Origin of the sequence: Enterococcus cecorum (assembly GCF_052119425.1) — a bacterium.
Lineage (GTDB): Bacteria > Bacillota > Bacilli > Lactobacillales > Enterococcaceae > Enterococcus_E > Enterococcus_E cecorum_C.
In genome coordinates this window covers 1-19,968 of record NZ_JBQKFH010000017.1, presented here as the reverse complement: position 1 = coordinate 19,968, position 19,968 = coordinate 1, and the positions used below count along the sequence as shown (strand labels likewise).

The window sequence follows — 19,968 nt, the reverse complement described above, 5'->3', positions numbered from 1 at the left end:
TTAGACTACAAAAAGAGCAAAGAGAATATCCTTCTTTTTGCTCTTTTCGTTTAGTTACTTTTATTGAGTCCTTATTTTAGCTAGACTTTCGAAATTGTGCTACAAAAAACTTCTCACTAACTAAATAAGAAAGCAAGGAGTAAAAACTTTATTTATTTTTGTTTTTTAGCATTCGCCCTCCCATTCTGCATAGAATTCTGTCAAAAATTCTTCCATATATTGATGACGATGTTGGGCCATTTGTTTAGCCGTCGTAGTGTTCATCAAATCTTTTAACTTCAATAACTTTTCATAAAAATGCATTATCGCGGTATCTTGACCGTTACGATAAGTTTCTAATGTTAGTGTTTCACGTGGAACTTTCTGAGGATCGTGAATCAATCTATGATGAAAACCTGAGTAACTCATGGTCCGCGCAATCCCAATCGCTCCAATGGCATCAAGACGGTCAGCATCCTGGACAATTTCTGCCTCCAAAGTGGAAGGAGTCTGCGGATTATGGCCACCTTTAAAAGAAATTTCTTGCATAATTTGCAAAATCCATGTTATTTCTTCTGCGGTCAATCCCACTTCTAGCAACTCTTCTTGTAATTGGCGTTTCGCTTTGGCAACATCTGAAACTAATTTTTCATCAATCGCATCATGGAGTAACGCAGCACACGTCACAATAAATAGATTGGCGGATTCTTTTTTGGCAATACTTTGAGCTAGATTTTTCACTCGGACTAGATGCCAATAATCATGGCCGCTACTTTCCCCACCAAATTGATTTTTCATTTTTTGTTCGATTTGCTGAATGATTTTTTCTTGTTTTGGATTCATTTTGTGTCCTTTACTTTATTTTTTAGTTATGATAGCCAACATTGGGCAATCCGCTCGTAGCTGACCGAGTCAATTTACAACCTTATTCCACGGTGTTCGAAGGGTAGCTACATCGCATCTAAGCCGGCCTGTCTAGGAAAATCTTTAAATGCAGAGGATTTTCCTGACATTCCGGACAAACTTAGCTGCTTGTAGCTGACCAACCCTTCTCACAACCTTTATTCACGGTGTTCGGCAGCTAGACATTGTGAAATTCGCCCTCCCACTTGAGAAAATCTCCTTTCATCCGATTTTCTCAGCGGTAGGTAAACACACGAATTTCTTCATGTCTTACCAAGCTGCCTCACAACCTTATTTTACTGGTTTGTATTTTTGGGTGGCTTGGATGGCTTTTTGCCAGTTGGTTAGGCGTTTGTGGCGTTCTTGTTCGCTCATGTGTGGGGTAAAAGTTGCGCCGATGGTATGAATGGCTTTGAGTTCATCTACATTTTGCCAAAAACCAACCGCTAAGCCAGCTAGATAAGCCACACCTAAGGCAGTGGTCTCCAAATTACCGGCTTGTTGGACTTCGATATCTAATAAATCTGCTTGAAATTGCATCAAATAATGATTCCGAGCTGCCCCACCATCCACTTTCAGCTGTGGAATGGTTAATTGCGTGTCTTTTTGCATGGTATCAATAATATCTACCACTTGATAGGCCACAGATTGTAAGGTGGCTTTGATTAAATCTTCGCGCGTCGTCCCTCGAGTAAGCCCAAAAATGGCCCCTCTTGCATCGGCATCCCAATATGGTGCCCCTAATCCAACAAAAGCCGGCACGACATACACTTCATCATCTAGACTAGCTTTTAAGACGGCTTGTTCGCTTTCTTTGGCACTTTTAATGATTCTCAAACCATCACGTAGCCATTGAATCGCCGAACCGGCCACAAAAATGCTCCCTTCCAGCGCATAATTGACTTTACCATTCAAACCATAGGCAATCGTCGTTAACAGCTGATGATCCGAATGTTTCGGCGTATGACCGGTATTCATCACAATAAATGAACCCGTCCCATACGTATTTTTTATCATGCCTTCTTCAAAAGCAAGTTGGCCAAAAAGTGCAGCTTGTTGATCTCCGGCCATGGCTGCGATGGGCACTTTACAACCAAAAAAGACATCAGGTTGCGTATAGCCATAGACAGTCGAATTTTCTTTGACTTCTGGCAGCATACATTCTGGTATATTTAGTAATTTTAATATCTCTTCATCCCAAGTTAATTGATGAATATTAAATAACATTGTTCGACTAGCATTGGTATAATCAGTAACATGGATTGCTCCACCAGTAAGATTCCAAGCCAACCAGGTATCCACTGTACCAAAAAGTAATTCACCCTTTTCTGCTCGTTCTTGCGCGCCAGGGACTGCATCTAAAATAAAGCGAATTTTAGTTGCTGAAAAGTAAGCATCTATTCGAAGGCCGGTCTTTTGATAAAACCATTCTTCTAAACCTTGCTGCTTTAATTGATCAGCGAGTGGACTGGATTGTCGCGATTGCCAAACCACAGCTGGATAGATGGGCTTGCCTGTTTTTTTATCCCAAATAATGGTCGTCTCACGTTGGTTGGTAATCCCTATGGCCGCAATTTGACTCGCCTTGACACCAGACTCGATAAACGCCCCAGCCATCACGGTTTGCACACTATGCCAAATTTCTAACGGATTATGCTCGACCCAACCTTCTTTAGGAAAATATTGTGGAAATTCCTTTTGCGAGCTCGCGACCACTTCTCCTTGATGATTGATTAATAAGGCCCGACTACTCGTCGTTCCTTGGTCGATGGATAAAATATATTGGCTTTGCATCTCTTCACCTCAAATTTCTCTATTATTTATTGAATTGTTGGTCATACTTTTTTTAATACTTGCAATCGTTTGCCACCTATAGACTACCACAATCTAGACAAGATGAAAACAGGTAAGCAAATTTCATACTTTATATTATTTTGTTATGTTTGAAAGATAACATTTGGAAATAGTTGCTATTTAGCGGTATAATAAAAAAAATTGGAAAGAGTGTTTTAAAATAAAGAGTGTGTTTGTTTGTTTTATAGTATCCTAGCCAATATTAGTGTCTTGACTTTGGCGATTTACTTATATTTTCGAATGAATGATTATTTAGATCAAAAACGGGCTGGTCCGCTCAAAAGAAACTGTTTTTACTGTCTTTGGGTGGTATTAGTTGGCACGGTTTTAATGAATTATTCCTTTGTCGCGTTTCAAATTCATTTTGATTTTCGCTTTATTTTGATTGCGCTTGCTTGTATTTATTTCGATTGGTCCGTGGTCATTGCTAGTATCTTTTTCCTTTCATTAACGCGTTTTATCTTTGGATCGAATCTGATGAGCGTGGTTAATTTGTTTTTTTATTTATATTTGATGGGCACTCTACCCTTGATTAGCAAGTACAGTAAAAAGCATTTGTCGATTTTTCATCAGATGAATCTGACGATGAGTTTCATGGTCATAAGTTCGATAATCCTACACTTAATGCTCGGGCGTTTGAATCCAACTATTATCCTGGATTGCTTGATATTACTAGCTTCTGGTGTAGTTGGCAACGGCTTGATGAGCTTATATATTGAAGATTTATCTGAGGTGTATCAAGCGAGCAACTTTGATCCACTGACGAAATTACAAAACCGCCGCAAGCTCAACCAACTCCTGCTGTCCCTGGAAAATAGCGGCGAAGAGTGTTGTATCGGTATTTTAGATATTGATTATTTTAAAAAGTTCAATGACACCTATGGACATGCAGTAGGAGATCGCGTATTAAGATTCGTGGCGGATTATCTCCGGCAAATCGAAAGTTCAAACGCACGAATTTTTCGGTTTGGCGGCGAGGAAATGGTGATTGTACTCTTTGGAAATAATCTTAGCGAATCATGCGAAAACTTAGTGCAGCTACAAGAGAATTTACCTGCGTTTTGTCAGCAACAAGTTGATTTTCCATACACCGTGACACTTTCACAAGGGATTGCGCATAAACAAAGAAACGAAAATCTGTTCAAAACACTCAATCGGGCAGACCAAGCTTTGTATCGTGCCAAAGAACAAGGAAGAAACCAAACAATTCTGAGTGATTAAGATAACTAACAATTTGTAATTCATAGATATTTAATAACAATAGAAGGTGATATTTTGAGTTTAACAAAACGTATAGTCTTTACCTTAGCGTTTTTGTTTTCTGTTATTTATTTAGCTTGGCGGGGGCTCTTTACCTTGCCGTTTCACCAAGCTTGGTGGGTATTGGTATTTGGCGTTTTACTATGGTTGTGTGAAGTGGCCTCAACCTTTACGGGGATGATCTTGATCTACAATAAGCAAAAAGCCAAAAAATTAAGCAAACCACAGGCCAATGCAACAGACTATCCGGATGTCGATGTCTTGATTGCCACACACAATGAAGATGTCGCGCTTCTTAGAAAAACTGTCAATGCCTGTGTAAAGATGAAGTATCCAGACAAACAAAAGGTACATATTTATCTTTGTGATGATAGTAACCGCCCCGAAGTCAAAGCACTGGCAGAGGAATTCGGCATCACTCACATCGGTATGACCGGTAACAAACATGCCAAATCCGGAAATCTCAATCACGCTTTGAGTCAGACTACATCTCCTTTAGTGGCGACTTTTGATGCGGATATGATTCCTTATAGTAATTTTTTACTTGAAACGGTACCTTTTTTCGTGGAGAATCAGTACAAACGCAGACAAGATGAGAAAATCAAACCGCTGGGCCTTGTGCAAACACCACAAAGCTTTTACAATGCGGACCTTTTCCAATTTAATCTCTTTGTCGAACAAAATGTAGCAAATGAGCAAGACTTTTTCTCAAGGGAAATTAATATTTTAAACAATGCCCATGGTGCGGCGATTTATACCGGATCGAATACGGTACTTTCACGTGAAGCCATCATGCAAGCGGGCGGATTTCCAACCGATACGATTACGGAAGATTTCGAATTAGGTGCGCGGATGAATATTGCTGGCTACCAAAATTTATCCACGCTTTCACCCATGGCTAGTGGACTGACTCCTGTGGATATCCCAAGCATGATTAAACAACGTGTGCGCTGGGCTCAAGGGGTGGTCCAAAGTGTGCGAAATATTCATCTACTCACGAATAAACACTTATCTTTCGGTCAAAAAATTGTTTATCTAAATAGTTATTTATATTGGTGGAGTTTTTTAAGGAGATTAGTATTTATTTTAGCGCCGATTTGTTATACATTGCTCGGTTGGGAAGTCGTGGACACCAACTTTTGGACTTTGTTGTATTTTTGGATTCCTTGCCAAATTTTCCAAAAACTTGCACTAAAAGAAGTCTCTAGCAAAGTGAGCACACCACGTTGGGGCGAAATCCAAGAAACCATTCTCGCACCGTTTTTGACGATTCCGGTATTCAAACAATGGATTGGCCTGGGCGAACATCGCTTCAAGGTGACCGATAAAAATGCCAAAGCGAGCAAAAAAGACATTCTTTATGGTTGGCCCCATTTTCTACTTTGGCTACTCGCGCTAGTTGGCTTAATTCGGTTTAATCTTAATAAGACACCGACTGAACTCTTCTATGGTAGCGTGATTAGTTTTTGGTTGCTGAGTCACTTATTTAATCTGACTTTTGCACTACTCTTTTTCGTGGGGCGTCCAAGTTATCGCAGTTATGAACGATTTAAGGCAAGTTATCCATTGCAATTTCCGCTCAATGGTCAACTGTATCAAACCCAAACGCATGATATTTCTGAAGCAGGCCTTTCTTTTATGAATGAAGAAATGCTCAATGTGCCGCTCAATCAAAAAATGGCCTTTACCTTAATGCGTGACCACCAGCCGCTCACTTTAATGGGTGAAGTGGTGCGCGTGGTGCCTCTGGGGGATCAATATCTCTTTGGGGTTCATCTGGATTTAACCAACAAAAGCCAGTATCACGAATATTTGAGCTATATATATGATGGATTTAATCAAAATTTGCCGCAATATTATGACCATCAAATCAGTTTGTTTAGACGGTTTGTCAATATTTTTTATCAACGCACGCGCTTAGTCCAAACGAAAATGACGCGAGAAGAAGCACAACTCAAAGTACCGATTTTCCAACAAATTCACACTACAGATGGGACTTTGACGTTGCAATATCTAATCGCCAAACACTTGATTATCCAAGCAGAGTCACTGTTATTTGCCCCTAAACTAAATATTTCCTATCAGGGCATTGATTTTCAGTTAAGTTTGGTGCGGGCTTTGTCGCAGGATACCTTTGTTTACCACATTGATAATTGGCAGGAAGTCTTGCACCATGCCAATTACCGTCAACTTTTCAGCACGCGTAACAGTTAAATGTTCCACGTGAAACACAAACAGCCAACTGACAGTTTTAGCTATCAGTTGGCTGTTTTTACGATAATAAGTTTTCTTCTAAAATTTGTTGTACGACTTGTTGGCTCACACTGGCTGGCTGATTTTTGCGCGATAACAAGGAAATATGAAACGAAGGCTGATTTTTATCGGCAATCTCTAGACATACCAGCTCATCTTTTTGCTCATCTACCGCAATTTCCACTAAAAATCCAATCCCCACCCCTTCTTTAATCATCCCTTTTAGAATGTTCAAATCGCTATTTTGATAAATGACTTTTGGGGTAAAGCCTGCTTGTTTGGCTAATTTTTGCATCGCTTTGGGGTGAATATACTGCTCGTTTAACACCACGAATTTTTCCTCTACTAACTCACTAAAGGCGACTGATTTTTGTTTAGCGAGTGGATGATGGCGCCCCACAACAATCTTAAACTGTTTTTGAGCAATCGGTAATATCTCTATTTGGTCATCATATAAAGGATTCAACATACCAACCATCGCTAAATCCAGTTGCCCTTTGAGTAAAGCTTGATACAACTCCTGTGAACCAGAATTTGAAATCTCTAGTTTGGCTAATAATTGCTGGGCGGCTAAGGCTTTGGACACCTTTGGAAAATAGAAATTACCGATAATGGGCGGTAATCCTAAGCGCACGCGGATATCTTGTAAATGATTGATTTCCAGCTTAGCCAAAGCGAGTTCTTTTAAGATATTTTGGGCATGTTTCGCCAAAATTTTGCCCGCAGGTGTCAATTGAATTTGTGCATGCGACTGATTCCGCACAAGCAATTCCGTCTGTACTTCCTCTTCCAAACGCTTGACGGCATAGGTAATCGTTGGCTGCTTCACCTGAAAAAAGGCCGCCGTCTTCGTATAACTCTTCAATTTCGCTAACTGCTGAAAATACTCCAAATCCTTAAATTTCATCGCCTGTACCTCTCATATAAATATAATTTATTATAAATCATCCTTTTGACTATAACAAATTTTTTAGCGTAAAGTAGCGCACGTAAAGAAAAACAAACTATTGGAGGACCTAAAGATGAACGGTTTTGAAATTTTAAACAACCCATTTTTAAACAAAGGAACAGCATTTACCAAAGAAGAACGCCAAAAATACGGCTTGACCGGAATGCTTCCTAGCGCTGTCCAAACCTTGGAACAACAAAAAGTCCAAGCATATGGTCAATTTTTAAGCAAAGAATCACGTCTTGAAAAACGAATCTTCTTGATGAACTTATTCAATACCAACCGCACCTTATTCTATGCCTTAATTGATGAACATTTAGTAGAATTTATGCCGGTTGTTTATGATCCAGTGGTGGCTGAATCCATCGAACAATACAACGAAATCTTCCTAAAACCACAAGATGCCGCCTTCTTATCAGTGGACGAACCTGAAAACATCGAAGCTACATTAAAAAATGCCGCAGCGGGTCGTGATATTCGCTTAATCGTCGTCACAGATGCAGAAGGAATTTTAGGAATGGGTGACTGGGGAGTGAACGGCGTCGATATTGCCATTGGAAAATTAATGGTCTACACGGCCGCCGCTGGTATCAATCCTAGCCAAGTGTTGCCTGTTTCTATTGATGCTGGTACAAATAATCAAGCCTTACTCGACAACCCATTATATCTAGGGAACCGTCATGAAAGAATTTACGGTGAAAAATATGATGCTTTTATTGAAAAATTCGTGCGTACTACTGAAAAATTATTCCCTGAAATTTTATTACACTGGGAAGACTTTGGCCGAAGCAATGCCGCAAAAATTCTAGATAAATATCAAGATCAATTAACCACCTTCAATGATGATATTCAAGGAACTGGACTTGTTGTAATGGCCGGAATCTTTGGTGCGTTAAATATCTCTAAAGAAGACTTAAAAGACCAAGTTATCTTAAATTTTGGTGCCGGAACTGCTGGTGTAGGGATTTGTAATTTGATTTTTGAAGAAATGGTAAGAAGTGGTTTGAGTGAAGAAGAAGCGCGCAAACATTTCTATCTCGTGGATAAACAAGGTTTGCTATTTAGTGATACCAAAGATTTAACACCTGGTCAAAAAGCTTTTGTCCGCGAACGAAGCGAATTTGAAAATGCTGATGAATTAACCAATCTAGAAGCCATTGTGAAAGCTGTACACCCAACGATTTTAATTGGTACTTCAACACAACCAGGAACATTTACTGAAAGTATCGTCAAAGAAATGGCTGCACATACGAAAAGACCTATTATCTTCCCATTATCCAATCCAACCAAACTGGCTGAAGCTAAAGCCGCTGATTTGCTTGCTTGGACAGATGGACGTGCGTTGGTCGGAACTGGTATCCCTGCAGCAGACGTGACTTACAAAGGGGTAACTTATCAAATCGGGCAAGCAAACAATGCCTTAATGTACCCAGGATTAGGACTTGGATTGATTGCTTCTACTGCCACTCGCGTCAATGGAGAAATCTTAGCCAAAGCAAGCCGTGCCCTAGGAGGAATTGTTGATAGTAGTAAACCAGGGGCAGCCATTTTACCACCTGTTGCTAAAATCACCGAATTCTCCCAAAAAATTGCTGAAATCGTGGCGCAAAACGTGGTCGATCAAGGCTTAAACCGCGAAGAAATAAAAGATGTCAAACAAGCCGTGGCAGACATGAAATGGACTCCTGAATACCGCGAATTGGATATATAAGGAGTGGAGATGATGGAATTGACTCGTGAAAAAAACAAACTTGAATCATGGATGTCGGTCAAAATTGCCGGCATCTCCCTTCCAGTTTATCTTATTTTATTACTTGTTTTAATCTTAGCGTTAAGCGTAGATAAATTACCACATAATATTCTAGGTGCCTTAGCCGTCTTAGTATTATTAGGCAATCTCTTCCATTTTCTAGGGACCAAAATTCCTATTGTCAAAACATATCTTGGCGGCGGTGCGGTCTTTTGTATCTTTGCTAGTGCTGCCATCGCCACTTTCCATATTTTGCCAGATAGTGCGGTGGATTTAACCAAAGATTTTGTCAACCACATGGGCTTTTTGGACTTTTATATTGCGGCTTTGATTACAGGGAGTATTTTAGGAATGAACCGTGATTTATTAGTGAAAGCAGCGGTACGTTTTATCCCGGTTGCCCTTCTTTCAATGGTTAGTTGCTTTTTTGCTGTCGGTCTAGTGGGCATGCTTTTAGGAAATGGCTTCAAAGACTCGGTGATGTATGTAGCTTTTCCTGCGATGGCGGGCGGAATCGGTGCTGGTGTCGTGCCACTCTCTAGTATTTATGCAGGTAGCCTACACACTTCTTCAGCAGCGGTGATTTCACGTTTGATTCCGGCTTCTGCTTTATGTAATGTACTGGCGATTATTTTTGCGGCTATGACCAGCAAAATTGGCGAAAACTTTCCTAAACAAAATGGCCATGGAATTTTGATGAAGATTGATGTTGATTTAAATCAGCCTGCACCAAAATTAGATATTGCCAAAATGGGCGTGGGACTTGCCTTATCTATCGCCTTTTTCTTAAGTGGAAGTATTTTGAATTATTTTGTACCGAAAGTTCATGCTTATGCGTTTATGATTATTGTTGTTTTTATCTGTAAAGCTTTTAATTTTATTCCTAGTTATTATCAAGAGTCAGCTGTTATGTTTAACCAACTAATTGTCAAAAATTTAACCGCGGCAGTCTTAGCTGCGATTGGGATTGCCTTATTAAACTTAAATGTCTTAGCTCAAGCGTTAACTTGGCAATTTGTCGTACTTTGTGTCGTAAGTGTGACGGTAATCTCTGTAGCAGCCGGTATATTCGGTAAATTATTCGGTCTTTATCCAGTTGAGTCCATGATTACTGCTGGAATGTGCAATAACAGTATGGGCGGTACCGGAAATGTCGCGGTGCTATCTGCTAGCAATCGTATGGAACTCATCGCCTTTGCACAAATGGGAAACCGACTTGGCGGTGCGATTATCTTAATTCTATCCGGTATTTTAATCCAATTATTTATGACTTAAAAAAACGAGAACCTCTTTTTGATTCGGAGGTTCTCGTTTTGTCTATCTATTTCAATTTTCATCAAAGCTAACCGACCCGGCTCACATCCTTTTTCTAATCTGTGTTCAGCGACTAGCTACTTCGGCGTATAAGCCAGCTCGTCTGGGAAAGTCTTTACTTCTCGGACTTTCCCGACGTTCTAGACAAACTTATCCTTATCGGTATCAATCAACTAAATACTCGGAAAATTCACCCTCCTGCTTAAGAAAATCTCCTTTCATCCGATTTTCTTAGCAGAAGGTAACACATGAATTTTCTCGTATTTGCCCAAGTTGATTGATAACCTTTTACTCGTAGCTGATCGAGTCGCTTCACATCCTTGATTTCATCATTCCTACTAGGTCGTGGGCATGGTAATTTTCTTCTAAATATTGGCATTCTTCTGGGGTTAAGGTGACACACTCTAATTGTGATAAGGTAGTCAAATGTCGGTCTTTGGTAACACCCATAATTGGAAAGGTGCCTTTTTGCATTAACCAGGTCAAAGCAATAGCACTCATGCTCGTGTTTTTCTTTTCGGCTAATTCCGCAACTCGTTGGATTATTGTTTGATCTTGGTCTTTAGTCGCTTCATATTTTCCTTTGGCGTAAGTATCTAATTGCGCACGTTTCGAATCGGAAGTCAGACGAGCCAAACGACCAGAAGCTAGCGAACTATAAGGTGTATAGGCCATTCCTTCTTTTTGGCAGTACGGCAACATTTCACGTTCTTCTTCTCTAAAAATCAAATTATAATGACCTTGCATCGATGCAAACGGCGTCAACCCATGTGCTTTGGCGATTTCATTAGCTTGAGCGACTTGCCAACTAAACGCGTTTGACACCCCGATATGACGTACCTTGCCACTTTTTACCAAACCATCTAAAATCGTCATCAATTCAAGTGGCGCAATACTTTCATCCCAAGCGTGCATAATATATAAATCGATATAATCCGTTTGTAGGCGGCGTAAACTATCTTCCAAACAGCGTTCAATATAAGCTTTTGGTGCTAATTCTGGATACAATTGGCTATGTATTTGCGGCATGAACTTAGTCGCAATCACACTTTTTTCACGGCTATTATTTTCTTTCAAAGCACGCCCTAAGAATTCTTCGCTCGTACCATTTTGATAACTCATCGCAGTATCAAAAAAATTGATGCCTAGCCCTTGAGCCTCATGAATTAAGCGCGCAGAAGTTGGATAATCCACCGTCCAGGCATGCATCCCACTATTTGCCTCACCAAATCCCATACAACCAAGACAAACTTGCGATACCATCAAATCTGTTAAACCAAATTTTCTTAATTCCATCCTCTTTCCCTCACTTTGTCCTTGATAGCTTTAGTATAACGCAAGAAAAATGCAAAGATAATAGACAATTTCACGAAAAAATCAAGTTTTGAACATCTAAGCAATCCGTCTGGGAAAGTCTTTACTTCTTGGACTTTCCCAACGTTCTGGACAAACTTATCCTTATCGGTATCAATCAACTAAATACTCGGAAAATTCACCCTCCTGCTTAAGAAAATCTCCTTTCATCCGATTTTCTTAGCAGTAGGTAACACATGAATTTTCTCGTATTTGCCCAAGTTGATTGATAACCTTTTGCTCGTAGCTGACCGAGTCGCTTCACATCCTTGGTTTACGGCGTTCGAAGGGTAGCTACATCGCATCTAAGCCGGCCTGCCTAGGAAAATCTTAAAAATAGTGGATTTTCCTGTCATTCCGGACAAACTTAGCTGCTTGTAGCTGTTCGACCCTTCTCACGACCTTTTTTAATCTGTGTTCGGTAGCTAGACATTTTGAAAATTTGCCCCGCCGATTGTGAAAATCTTTAAAGCTGACTGATTTTCTCATCGGTGGGTAAACACGAATTTTCTCATGTCTGCCCAAGCTACCTCACATCCTTGGTTTAATACGGCATTGGTTTGTTGTGTTTTTCAAAGAGGGGGTTGAGGCTGGCTTTGCGGGTGTTGACGATGCTTTCGACGATTTCTTGGTAGTCAAAAGTGCCGTCTTCTATCCACTCTAGTGTTAGATGGGTGCAAGCGTGGGCATGATATTGACAAGCCAGCAGTACTTCGGTTGGGAGCGGACCTTTAAACAATAATTGGTACCAAGCTAAGTCAAAATTATAGCAGTGATAAAAGATATATTCCTGCAAATTATTTTGATCTTTGAACCGGCAAGCTTGCTGCATAAATTTCCGATGATTTTGCATGTTTTGATAAGCAACCAACATATTCGCCGTAAAATCAAAATCTGCAGACAAATGATCAAAAGTTGGGATAATCATTTGCTTGTATACATATTGAATCAGTTCATATTTATCGGCAAAATGATTATAAAAAGTTTGACGACTAAAACCAGCCTTCTTCAAAATATCTGAAATTGTAATTTTATCTAAATCTTTTGTTTTATTTAATGCAAGTAAGCTTTCTCCAAAAATTGTTTTTGTATCCATATTCTCAATCCTCTCATAACCTATACTTTGACTTCATTATAACACGACAAAGAGAGACAGATTGGACTGCCTCTCTAAAAAATTATTTATCGACACTAAATAATGGTGTTTCGATCGTTTCTACGTAGCGCGCACCGGCAACTTTGGTGTATAAACCGTACTCATCTTTATGGAAAATGCCAAGTCCAGCCATTTCATCCATTGCTTGGCGTACCACATCAGCCTCTAAATTTTCCGCAAAGACTTTAGGTGTGATGCTTGTTTTTTTGCCATTTTCATTTTCAAAAGTTAGGTATAATTTTTTCATGTTTGATTCCTCCAATATTTCTTATATTCTAAGCCATTTTTATTTGGCGATAATCTTACGTTGCGTGGTTTCGATGATGCTGACAACTTCGCTATTTGCTGGGGCTAATTTCATCAAAGCTTGGGCAAATTGTTGGGCTTTTGTTTCATCATAAGTTTCCACGACATTTGGAAAAGTTTGGCTAATTGCCTTTTCTTGGTTAGGATCATTCACTAAAATAGTTAGTTTGTTGTTGATAAATGCTTTCATGTTTCTTCATCCTTTGCTTGTTTATTGAGTAATTCATACGTATGTCTTACATCTTTTATGTTTTTAACTAACAAGCAAAAATAAACAAATACCAACAAACCCATGATACAAGCGCACTTCCATGATTTTTAAATAAATAAACACAAATACAATATAATAGGCTTTTAGTTCAAAATGATGTTCAAAAAGTGGTTCAAAAAAATAATTATCGGGCGTATACAAGAAAGAAGTTGAATGATGTTGGGGCTGACCCATTAGTCTCTTATAAAAAATGAGTATCTAAATAATCCGAATATTCATCGTTGATTTTATGAGTAATCAAGTTGAATATTCGGATTTTCTTTGTTTATTATTAATTGTTTATTTCATCGTAAGGATTTCTTTTTTTAGTTATCTTGCTAAAATACTTTTGGGTCAGCCTCTTTTTAAGGGGTAAGAAATGGCAAGTTTAAACACTCTAGGCAATGTATTTCGGTTAGTAATATAAATACCCTAACTAATCAGAAAGAAGCTCCAGCACTTGAAATAGATGTGTATTCTGATATAATAAGTGAAAAGAGGTAATCCTGGCACCCTGGGGGCTTGTACTCCCTGTGCTGACGGTCACCTCTTTTTTTATGCTCTCATATAACCTAAATAAACACGTTTCTAGGCGTTTGAGTGCTTAGGGGTATAAATATATTGCCTAGCTATTTGAATGCTCTCAGCGTTGCAATTAATCAGCAATCTAAGGCGAAAACAAGCAAATAAAAAAGCTTAGTTAGAAAATACCAACTAAGCGAAAAAATATTTCAAAAACTATTGTGTTTGTTTACCGTATACATTATAATAAACTCATAAGGTTAGTAAAGTTAAAGACGGTTAGCAATTCTCATTTCTGGGGGTGGTGCTTATGAGTGTAAAAACTCTTACTCACATTCTGAAGAAAGGAAATTGCACAATGTCTGTTTATGAAGCACTAAGCTTAATGATTGCATTTGCGACGTTAATCGTGCTAGTGAACAATAAAGACAATAAAAAATAGCCGTCTAAACTTTTAGCAGGGTTTACGGCTATCTAGTCACAAAAATTCCGCTACCGTCTTCAAACGGTGCTAACCTTTTTCTATTTACACTATATCATGTTTAGAAAAGAGGTGCAAGCGATGCAATCAGAAAATAAACAAACCATCGCTAACCGTAAGTATAGAGAAAAGAACCGTGCAAAGACTAATCAACAAGCTTATAAACGATCAGGCAAACTATTCATTTTAAATTATGCGACTGAAGAAGATTTACAACTATTTGAAAGCTACATTCAAGAAAGACGCGAACAATTAAAGGGCTAGCCTATCAATTGGCTAACCCTTTTTATATTCCAAAATATCTAATTCATTGCAAAATTGTGCGATAGCTTCATTACTTTCAGTACTCACAAGATATTCGCTGATATGATTTCTTTCAGCGACCATAAAAATCGGATATCCATAAACGAAACGATCCATAAATATCTTTTTCCTACGCATTGCAATGTCAGGCTTAAATGGGTGTTGAATAGCGCTGTACCCTCTAATAAAAAGTTCATGTAATTCTAAAAATTCTTCTTTTGCCTGCTCGTTGTATATAAGAATGTCCTCTGCTTCTTTTGATACTCTACCACTTGAAACGGGTATCTCTGACAATGTAGCTGTCAATTTTGGCTCTCTTGGCATTCCTACGCGCTCCCTTGCTTTTAAATAAGCGCTCAAAAATACTTTTAAATTATCTTTAGTTTTATGATAATCAACTTCATTTTCATTGTCTTTCTTGTATTTGTTCAAATCAAACTTTGCCATATTACCGCCCCTTATGATATAATTTATTCAAGCGCTGTTTAGCTTAGAAATCAAGTTTTTTCTTTAGTCCTAGTTTTCTAGGGCTATTTTTTTATGCTCAAAAAGTCGCGTGAGAAAAAATGTGCAGTGACGGCGTGAACCTCAAAAAATAGGGGTAGGTGGGTAGCATCGCCCCCATCTTATTTTATAATAGCCTGCATATCATCGCTAAATGTGTTTATTATATCCTCGTAACCACTTAGGTATAAATCACTATCAACAATGTTATCATCGTCACTATCTAGGTTAAATAAATAATCAACATCAATTCTACTAACACTATCAATCAAACCATTCATTTTTCAATTACTTGCCGTTTGTCAGAAATGCCAAAAATCACATCGGATAATTTATTACTTAGCTCGTCCTTTCGTCGCGATAAATAAGCGCTAAAAGCATTTAATGCGACTGTATCATCTTTGAATTGATTGATAATGTTCAGCCCAGCTGTTTCGTTTACTAGACCATCTTTAAACATAATCAAGGCATTGTTGAATTTCAATTGATAAGTGGCGTCTTCACTAGTAACTATATCAGTAGGCAATGTCATTTTTTCTAATGCGTTAGAAAGTTCATTAATTACTATTTTTTTATAACTAGCTAATTTTTCATTGTATTCTTTTTTCAACTTGTCTATCTTTTCGCCTTTTCCAATCTCTGACAAATAAATATTGTCGTATACTTTCTTTGTTTCTTGTCTATAATATTCGTTCAATGTTCTAATATTTTTAAATTGATCAAGAATTGTTTTTTTCATAATTATCTTATCTCCTTTAATGCTATTAATTTTTAAAAGTAGTATTTTGTAGTAGTTGTAAAGTGATTTATTAGTTGCCATCTTCCACCGCCTAGACAATCATAGGCAACACCCCTTTCAAATGACAAGTTTTTACAAGTTTTCAAAATATTAGGTTACTCTTCCAGCAATCGCAAAACTTGCATGAGTAACGTTATTTGATTATCTGCAATATATAGCAATTCTTCTTTGTTCGCTCTTTGTTCATCGTATAATGTGGCTCGCTTCAATTGTTCTGCAAAGTCAAGCGCCTTTGTTAGTTTGTCGCTGATTAGTTCATTCATATTCTGCATTCCTCCACGTTGTAAGGTCGATGGCTTCAAGTGCTTTTTGTCGTTTGATCATCTCTTTAATTTGGTTAGTAAATGAACGCAAGCCATCTTGTCGCTCTTCCTCTGTTCGTGGGATATAATAGCCTGACTTTTTGCCATCTACGCCCCTACCGCCTAGAATAGGAACGCCCTTCAAAATTAGGCTATTGATAACTTTCTTTGTTGTCCTTTCTGTAATGCCTGCGTTACTTGCTATATACTCGCATGATGTCGGGCAATCTGCGCTATATGAAATTAATTCAAGTACTTTTGTTTCAATATCGTTTAATTGCTTCATCGCTTGCCTCCCTTGTTTAAAAATCACTCTTAACCCGTCTATCTTGTGTTTTAACAAATCTAAATGCTAGTAGTTGCCCTTTATAGCTTGAGTTGTTCATAATTCTTGAAAATATACGCTCGCCGTATGCTAAACGTAACTCCTTAGAATTAAAGTTACTTGTGAATAGTGTTGCCTTGTTCAAACGTGCTTCTACAATGCTTTGTAATGTGTCTAAATTGTATTGTGTGGGTGTTGCTCGGTTTTCTATTGCTCCCAGCTCTGCCCCTAAATCATCTATAACCACAAAATCAGCTTTCTTCACTTCCTGCATGAGATAACCTTGTAATTCTTTGTATACTTTAGGATCGTTAAAACCTATCTTCAATTGTTCTAGAAGCTCCCTATAGTTGATTACTATAACTTTCTTTGTATAGTCTGACCGTTTGAGGTACTCGTTGGCGATGGCTACCGCTAAATGTGTTTTACCTACTCCAGTGCCTCCAGTAAGTACAATATGCACGGGTTTTTTCTCTAATGCATCAAGCCAAAACTTAGCATTGATTTTTGCTTGCTCGCTTTCTCTGTTGTCATTTTTGTAAGTTTCTAAAGTATAGTTCAATGTTATATTATCATTCACAATTGAATTGCGTTTCATGTAATTTAATTGTTTTTCTTTTTGCTTTTGGATATAAATTTCTTCATCGCGCTTCTGCTGTTCGGTTGCTTGCTGAATATATTTGCATCTCGGGCAAACCGCGCCATCTCTTTTCGCTGTCTTTGTAGGTTTCGCCCATTTGTACATAGTGTTACCACATACGGGGCAAATACCTGCTTCAACAATGCCCCCGTACATCTTCTTGAATGGTTCTGCTATTTCCAAAATACCCACGCTCCTTTTTTGCTCGTCTTTTCCCTGTAGTTAGGTTTTAAAATCAATTTGTTAGCTTAGGGGGTGTAATACCCTTAGGAAGATATTTCAACTCGTTTTTCTTTATTCCGTGATTATGTTCTAGAGAAATTAGCGCATTTTGCTATCTAGTTTCTTCTCTAAGGCGTTTTAAATCTAATCTAGTATAATTTACACTCAGACAATTCAAAACGCCTGATAAACGATTTTAAACACTAAAACGCATTGTATATGCTGTTCGGGTTCTCCATCGCTTCACGCTCGACTTTTTCATAATCTTCGCGCTGTCTGTCTGTCATATCTTTTCGCATTCCTGCACTTGCTTTACGATCTGCGTTGACTTGCTTAACGTTTGTATAGCGCTTTGCCTCCCAATTTTTAAGAATGCCATTCACATAGTTATAGCGTCGTGCATTTGCGTTAATAGCAAGGTTCAAAGCTTCTTGAATGAGTTCCAGCGCTTCTTGTTCGGTTGCTCCTATCTCTTGAAAATCTTTAACCCAATAAGCAAGGTCTTGTCTTGTCTTTGGTGCAAGCATCCCAAAACCGTTACTCTCCCAAAATTCAAACAACAACGACAACGACAATTGACCGCTTGCCTCTGTCTCTTGTTGTAGTTCTTTCTCTTTCTCTATCTCTAGTTCTATCTCTTTCTCTGGTGTACGTTTGTCTGGACAAATGTCCGACAAATGTCCTGAAACACCACCACTAGCAATAATGTTGTTATTTTTATTTTCTCCATTATTTTGTTTTATTTGTTCTTTTTCAGCGTTAATTCTACGCCTATAAGCTTTTTTTCTGTCTGCTTCCGTCGTTGTTTTGCCTATGAAGTTCTGAATGTCACTCATGAAAATAGCTCCATTGTCTAAAATTTCAACAAGTTTCAATTCTTCAAATATGCGTAAAGCTTGTTCAACATCATTCTCACTATGTCTAGTAACTCGGGATAACATATCTATATTGAACGGTATCCTGTCATTGAACATCAATTTACCCTCATTTTTAAGGCTTCTTAAATACAATTTAAGAAGTATGTTGCTATATAGATAGCCCTTTTCCATGCTTTCAAGCATAATTATTTCATCGCTATCAAAAAAATTTTCTTTTAATCTTAAGTAATAATATTTTTTATTATCTGTCATTAAATCTCCCTCAAATCATTCAAAATTACGCCATAACTTTCGTATTTTACAATATAGTTTTCATCTTCTAATATTTCTATCTCGTCATCATCAGCATCTATAAACCTCTGAATTGCTTTAGGGTTTTGCACAAAATTATCTTTGTCGGCGTTGATGAATAAATGAAAATAATACGCTTGTGTTGATAGTGGCATTTCTGTGAATTTATCTGTACTAGTGATTTTTCTAAGTTCTTTAATATTCATTTCTCTAACTCCTCTAAGTATTCTAAAATTGTAATTACTTTGATTAATCTTCTGTTGTTGTCGCTTAGTTCTTTTAGCGCTTGTCCTACTTCTCTATCTCTTGCTTTTCCAAGAAGTTCTCTGATAATATTTGTATTTCTGCAATTAATTTCGTTTAACTCCTCAATCAATTCTCTATTATCTAGCTTTAATGTTTGAATGGTTTTTTCCATGCTGATCAGCTCCCTTCAAAATATCGTTCAATTGATATTCATCAAAATCTAGTATCAATAAAAGCATCGCAACAATAGCGATGAATAGAATAATTTTAGGTGTTGCGATGGTCGCGATGCCTAGCCCCACTAACAACCCTAGTAAAATATTTCGTTTATACATTGAAATGCCCCCTTGTCTTTGGTAAAATAAGGGCAATAAAAGCATTTTATAGCTTGTAAGGCTACTTCCTTTGGTCGGGTGGGTAAGCCTTTTTTTATTGCCCTGAAATTCATTTACTCGATGCCTCTAGCTTTCTGATTCAATGAAGTAAACTAGTTCGATTACTTCCAATTCGTCAATTACTTCTTTTACTGTATTTCTAACAACTTCATACTTATTCAAATGAATTTCTTTGCCGTCTTTCCATTCAATGCACTTTGTAGACTCGTCAAAGCTTGCAAGCGTGGCCAGTTTATCAATGGCTTGTGTTAGTTGTTTGTGATAGTATTCTAAATCTGATTCGTTCATGTTTAGCCTTCCTCTCTTTTCTTGTGTACGCTCGATATAATTTTTCTATTGTTCAAATTGCATCATAAACTTGTCTATATCTGACTTCTTGTAAAATGTCATGCGTGGGCTAGTCATCTTGTAAGACTTTAAACCCAGCGCTTTAAATTCTTCTAGCGTCTGCGGTGCTATGTTGTCTAGCAATTCTTTTCTAACTCTTTCCGCCTTGATATATCCTTGTGGCTGTATCTGCTCCCTGACTACCTCAGCAACCACAAGAGGCAATTCTTTTCTAATTATTTCAGTTATCATTGTTTGCAATTCCTGCGTTGCTTCTTGGCTGAATATGTTCATGATCTGCACCCCTTTCTAAAATATTGGCAATTAATTCGGGCGTTAGGTTGTATTTCGATAAAATTTCTCTAAAGCCATTCAAGAACACCATCGCCCCGCCGTATTCATCTAA

24 protein-coding genes are annotated in these 19,968 nt (G+C 38.1%); 6 read left to right on the top strand and 18 right to left on the bottom strand.

Translation table 11 applies throughout. The annotated features are described in order from the left end of the window. Positions 1 to 165: 165 nt before the first annotated feature. Positions 166 to 822, bottom strand: coding sequence for an HD domain-containing protein (locus ACTQZM_RS05885; protein ID WP_441653182.1), 657 nt, complete (start codon positions 820 to 822; stop codon positions 166 to 168). Between the two features lie 351 nt (positions 823 to 1,173). Continuing rightward, the gene (glpK, locus tag ACTQZM_RS05880; RefSeq protein ID WP_441653181.1) at positions 1,174 to 2,676 is read right to left on the bottom strand and encodes a glycerol kinase GlpK; all 1,503 of its coding nucleotides are present in this window, start codon (positions 2,674 to 2,676) and stop codon (positions 1,174 to 1,176) included. A 237-nt stretch (positions 2,677 to 2,913) separates the two neighbouring features. Here glpK and ACTQZM_RS05875 point away from each other — a divergent pair, with 237 nt between their 5' ends. Beyond that, complete coding sequence (locus ACTQZM_RS05875) at positions 2,914 to 3,957, top strand: GGDEF domain-containing protein (protein ID WP_441653180.1); 1,044 nt, start codon at positions 2,914 to 2,916, stop codon at positions 3,955 to 3,957. Between the two features lie 54 nt (positions 3,958 to 4,011). Continuing rightward, positions 4,012 to 6,210: a glycosyltransferase gene (locus ACTQZM_RS05870; protein ID WP_441653179.1), complete on the top strand. Its 2,199-nt coding sequence runs from the start codon at positions 4,012 to 4,014 to the stop codon at positions 6,208 to 6,210. A 58-nt stretch (positions 6,211 to 6,268) separates the two neighbouring features. Here the strand turns inward: ACTQZM_RS05870 and ACTQZM_RS05865 are convergent, their stop codons facing one another. Next, on the bottom strand, positions 6,269 to 7,156 hold the full coding sequence (locus tag ACTQZM_RS05865) for a LysR family transcriptional regulator (protein ID WP_441653178.1): 888 nt from the start codon (positions 7,154 to 7,156) through the stop codon (positions 6,269 to 6,271). Between the two features lie 100 nt (positions 7,157 to 7,256). Here ACTQZM_RS05865 and ACTQZM_RS05860 point away from each other — a divergent pair, with 100 nt between their 5' ends. Both ACTQZM_RS05860 and ACTQZM_RS05855 read left to right on the top strand, forming a co-directional pair. Then, on the top strand, positions 7,257 to 8,909 hold the full coding sequence (locus ACTQZM_RS05860; protein WP_441653177.1) for a malolactic enzyme: 1,653 nt from the start codon (positions 7,257 to 7,259) through the stop codon (positions 8,907 to 8,909). A 9-nt stretch (positions 8,910 to 8,918) separates the two neighbouring features. Next, a complete protein-coding gene (locus ACTQZM_RS05855; protein ID WP_441653176.1) occupies positions 8,919 to 10,223 on the top strand; it encodes a 2-hydroxycarboxylate transporter family protein in 1,305 nt (434 codons plus the stop codon). Between the two features lie 351 nt (positions 10,224 to 10,574). Here ACTQZM_RS05855 and ACTQZM_RS05850 read toward each other — a convergent pair whose 3' ends face one another. The 4 genes from ACTQZM_RS05850 to ACTQZM_RS05835 form a co-directional block, all read right to left on the bottom strand. Continuing rightward, positions 10,575 to 11,558, bottom strand: coding sequence for an aldo/keto reductase (locus tag ACTQZM_RS05850; RefSeq protein WP_441653175.1), 984 nt, complete (start codon positions 11,556 to 11,558; stop codon positions 10,575 to 10,577). Positions 11,559 to 12,159: 601 nt separating this feature from the next. Further along, positions 12,160 to 12,711, bottom strand: coding sequence for a TetR family transcriptional regulator (locus ACTQZM_RS05845; protein WP_087663316.1), 552 nt, complete (start codon positions 12,709 to 12,711; stop codon positions 12,160 to 12,162). Between the two features lie 82 nt (positions 12,712 to 12,793). Next, complete coding sequence (locus ACTQZM_RS05840) at positions 12,794 to 13,018, bottom strand: DUF2922 domain-containing protein (RefSeq protein ID WP_168931843.1); 225 nt, start codon at positions 13,016 to 13,018, stop codon at positions 12,794 to 12,796. A 39-nt stretch (positions 13,019 to 13,057) separates the two neighbouring features. Continuing rightward, on the bottom strand, positions 13,058 to 13,267 hold the full coding sequence (locus ACTQZM_RS05835; RefSeq protein ID WP_441653174.1) for a hypothetical protein: 210 nt from the start codon (positions 13,265 to 13,267) through the stop codon (positions 13,058 to 13,060). A gap of 892 nt (positions 13,268 to 14,159) precedes the next feature. Between ACTQZM_RS05835 and ACTQZM_RS05830 the strand changes: the two genes are divergently transcribed. Further along, a complete protein-coding gene (locus ACTQZM_RS05830) occupies positions 14,160 to 14,291 on the top strand; it encodes a putative holin-like toxin (RefSeq protein WP_322401173.1) in 132 nt (43 codons plus the stop codon). A gap of 120 nt (positions 14,292 to 14,411) precedes the next feature. Beyond that, positions 14,412 to 14,594 (top strand): hypothetical protein, encoded by a 183-nt coding sequence (locus tag ACTQZM_RS05825; RefSeq protein WP_060470583.1) that lies wholly within the window; start codon positions 14,412 to 14,414, stop codon positions 14,592 to 14,594. A 12-nt stretch (positions 14,595 to 14,606) separates the two neighbouring features. Here the strand turns inward: ACTQZM_RS05825 and ACTQZM_RS05820 are convergent, their stop codons facing one another. The 11 genes from ACTQZM_RS05820 to ACTQZM_RS05770 all read right to left on the bottom strand — a co-directional run bounded on the left by ACTQZM_RS05820 (position 14,607) and on the right by ACTQZM_RS05770 (position 19,814). Further along, complete coding sequence (locus tag ACTQZM_RS05820) at positions 14,607 to 15,080, bottom strand: ArpU family transcriptional regulator (protein ID WP_441653173.1); 474 nt, start codon at positions 15,078 to 15,080, stop codon at positions 14,607 to 14,609. Between the two features lie 334 nt (positions 15,081 to 15,414). Continuing rightward, positions 15,415 to 15,957: a hypothetical protein gene (locus ACTQZM_RS05815; protein WP_441653172.1), complete on the bottom strand. Its 543-nt coding sequence runs from the start codon at positions 15,955 to 15,957 to the stop codon at positions 15,415 to 15,417. A 74-nt stretch (positions 15,958 to 16,031) separates the two neighbouring features. Further along, the gene (locus ACTQZM_RS05810; RefSeq protein ID WP_441653171.1) at positions 16,032 to 16,199 is read right to left on the bottom strand and encodes a hypothetical protein; all 168 of its coding nucleotides are present in this window, start codon (positions 16,197 to 16,199) and stop codon (positions 16,032 to 16,034) included. Then, positions 16,192 to 16,524, bottom strand: coding sequence for a hypothetical protein (locus ACTQZM_RS05805; protein ID WP_441653170.1), 333 nt, complete (start codon positions 16,522 to 16,524; stop codon positions 16,192 to 16,194). Before ACTQZM_RS05805 ends, ACTQZM_RS05810 begins: the two co-directional genes overlap by 8 nt. Before the next feature lie 16 nt (positions 16,525 to 16,540). Next, the gene (locus ACTQZM_RS05800) at positions 16,541 to 17,386 is read right to left on the bottom strand and encodes an ATP-binding protein (protein ID WP_441653169.1); all 846 of its coding nucleotides are present in this window, start codon (positions 17,384 to 17,386) and stop codon (positions 16,541 to 16,543) included. 242 nt (positions 17,387 to 17,628) lie between these two features. Beyond that, positions 17,629 to 18,555 carry a phage replisome organizer N-terminal domain-containing protein gene (locus tag ACTQZM_RS05795; protein WP_441653168.1) on the bottom strand — a complete coding sequence of 309 codons (927 nt, stop codon included), beginning with the start codon at positions 18,553 to 18,555 and terminating at the stop codon, positions 17,629 to 17,631. Further along, positions 18,555 to 18,800, bottom strand: a complete 246-nt coding sequence (locus ACTQZM_RS05790; RefSeq protein WP_441653167.1) for a hypothetical protein — start codon at positions 18,798 to 18,800, stop codon at positions 18,555 to 18,557. The genes ACTQZM_RS05795 and ACTQZM_RS05790 overlap by 1 nt, the downstream gene beginning before the upstream one ends. After that, positions 18,797 to 19,012 carry a hypothetical protein gene (locus ACTQZM_RS05785; protein WP_441653166.1) on the bottom strand — a complete coding sequence of 72 codons (216 nt, stop codon included), beginning with the start codon at positions 19,010 to 19,012 and terminating at the stop codon, positions 18,797 to 18,799. Before ACTQZM_RS05785 ends, ACTQZM_RS05790 begins: the two co-directional genes overlap by 4 nt. Continuing rightward, positions 18,978 to 19,175 carry a hypothetical protein gene (locus ACTQZM_RS05780; protein ID WP_171313907.1) on the bottom strand — a complete coding sequence of 66 codons (198 nt, stop codon included), beginning with the start codon at positions 19,173 to 19,175 and terminating at the stop codon, positions 18,978 to 18,980. Before ACTQZM_RS05780 ends, ACTQZM_RS05785 begins: the two co-directional genes overlap by 35 nt. 126 nt (positions 19,176 to 19,301) lie before the next feature. Continuing rightward, positions 19,302 to 19,523 carry a hypothetical protein gene (locus tag ACTQZM_RS05775; protein WP_441653165.1) on the bottom strand — a complete coding sequence of 74 codons (222 nt, stop codon included), beginning with the start codon at positions 19,521 to 19,523 and terminating at the stop codon, positions 19,302 to 19,304. A gap of 45 nt (positions 19,524 to 19,568) precedes the next feature. Beyond that, positions 19,569 to 19,814, bottom strand: a complete 246-nt coding sequence (locus ACTQZM_RS05770; protein WP_441653164.1) for a hypothetical protein — start codon at positions 19,812 to 19,814, stop codon at positions 19,569 to 19,571. Positions 19,815 to 19,968: the final 154 nt, after the last annotated feature.

Excerpts from the sequence above, each read along its gene's own strand:
- ACTQZM_RS05885 (WP_441653182.1), bottom strand. The coding sequence starts at position 822 with ATGAATCCAAAACAAGAAAAAATCATTCAGCAAATCGAACAAAAAATG.
- glpK (WP_441653181.1), bottom strand. The coding sequence starts at position 2,676 with ATGCAAAGCCAATATATTTTATCCATCGACCAAGGAACGACGAGTAGT.
- ACTQZM_RS05865 (WP_441653178.1), bottom strand. The coding sequence starts at position 7,156 with ATGAAATTTAAGGATTTGGAGTATTTTCAGCAGTTAGCGAAATTGAAG.
- ACTQZM_RS05855 (WP_441653176.1), top strand. The coding sequence starts at position 8,919 with ATGATGGAATTGACTCGTGAAAAAAACAAACTTGAATCATGGATGTCG.
- ACTQZM_RS05850 (WP_441653175.1), bottom strand. The coding sequence starts at position 11,558 with ATGGAATTAAGAAAATTTGGTTTAACAGATTTGATGGTATCGCAAGTT.
- ACTQZM_RS05845 (WP_087663316.1), bottom strand. The coding sequence starts at position 12,711 with ATGGATACAAAAACAATTTTTGGAGAAAGCTTACTTGCATTAAATAAA.
- ACTQZM_RS05840 (WP_168931843.1), bottom strand. The coding sequence starts at position 13,018 with ATGAAAAAATTATACCTAACTTTTGAAAATGAAAATGGCAAAAAAACA.
- ACTQZM_RS05835 (WP_441653174.1), bottom strand. The coding sequence starts at position 13,267 with ATGAAAGCATTTATCAACAACAAACTAACTATTTTAGTGAATGATCCT.
- ACTQZM_RS05830 (WP_322401173.1), top strand. The coding sequence starts at position 14,160 with ATGAGTGTAAAAACTCTTACTCACATTCTGAAGAAAGGAAATTGCACA.
- ACTQZM_RS05825 (WP_060470583.1), top strand. The coding sequence starts at position 14,412 with ATGCAATCAGAAAATAAACAAACCATCGCTAACCGTAAGTATAGAGAA.
- ACTQZM_RS05820 (WP_441653173.1), bottom strand. The coding sequence starts at position 15,080 with ATGGCAAAGTTTGATTTGAACAAATACAAGAAAGACAATGAAAATGAA.
- ACTQZM_RS05815 (WP_441653172.1), bottom strand. The coding sequence starts at position 15,957 with ATGGCAACTAATAAATCACTTTACAACTACTACAAAATACTACTTTTA.
- ACTQZM_RS05810 (WP_441653171.1), bottom strand. The coding sequence starts at position 16,199 with ATGAATGAACTAATCAGCGACAAACTAACAAAGGCGCTTGACTTTGCA.
- ACTQZM_RS05805 (WP_441653170.1), bottom strand. The coding sequence starts at position 16,524 with ATGAAGCAATTAAACGATATTGAAACAAAAGTACTTGAATTAATTTCA.
- ACTQZM_RS05795 (WP_441653168.1), bottom strand. The coding sequence starts at position 18,555 with ATGACAGATAATAAAAAATATTATTACTTAAGATTAAAAGAAAATTTT.
- ACTQZM_RS05790 (WP_441653167.1), bottom strand. The coding sequence starts at position 18,800 with ATGAATATTAAAGAACTTAGAAAAATCACTAGTACAGATAAATTCACA.
- ACTQZM_RS05785 (WP_441653166.1), bottom strand. The coding sequence starts at position 19,012 with ATGGAAAAAACCATTCAAACATTAAAGCTAGATAATAGAGAATTGATT.
- ACTQZM_RS05780 (WP_171313907.1), bottom strand. The coding sequence starts at position 19,175 with ATGTATAAACGAAATATTTTACTAGGGTTGTTAGTGGGGCTAGGCATC.
- ACTQZM_RS05775 (WP_441653165.1), bottom strand. The coding sequence starts at position 19,523 with ATGAACGAATCAGATTTAGAATACTATCACAAACAACTAACACAAGCC.
- ACTQZM_RS05770 (WP_441653164.1), bottom strand. The coding sequence starts at position 19,814 with ATGATAACTGAAATAATTAGAAAAGAATTGCCTCTTGTGGTTGCTGAG.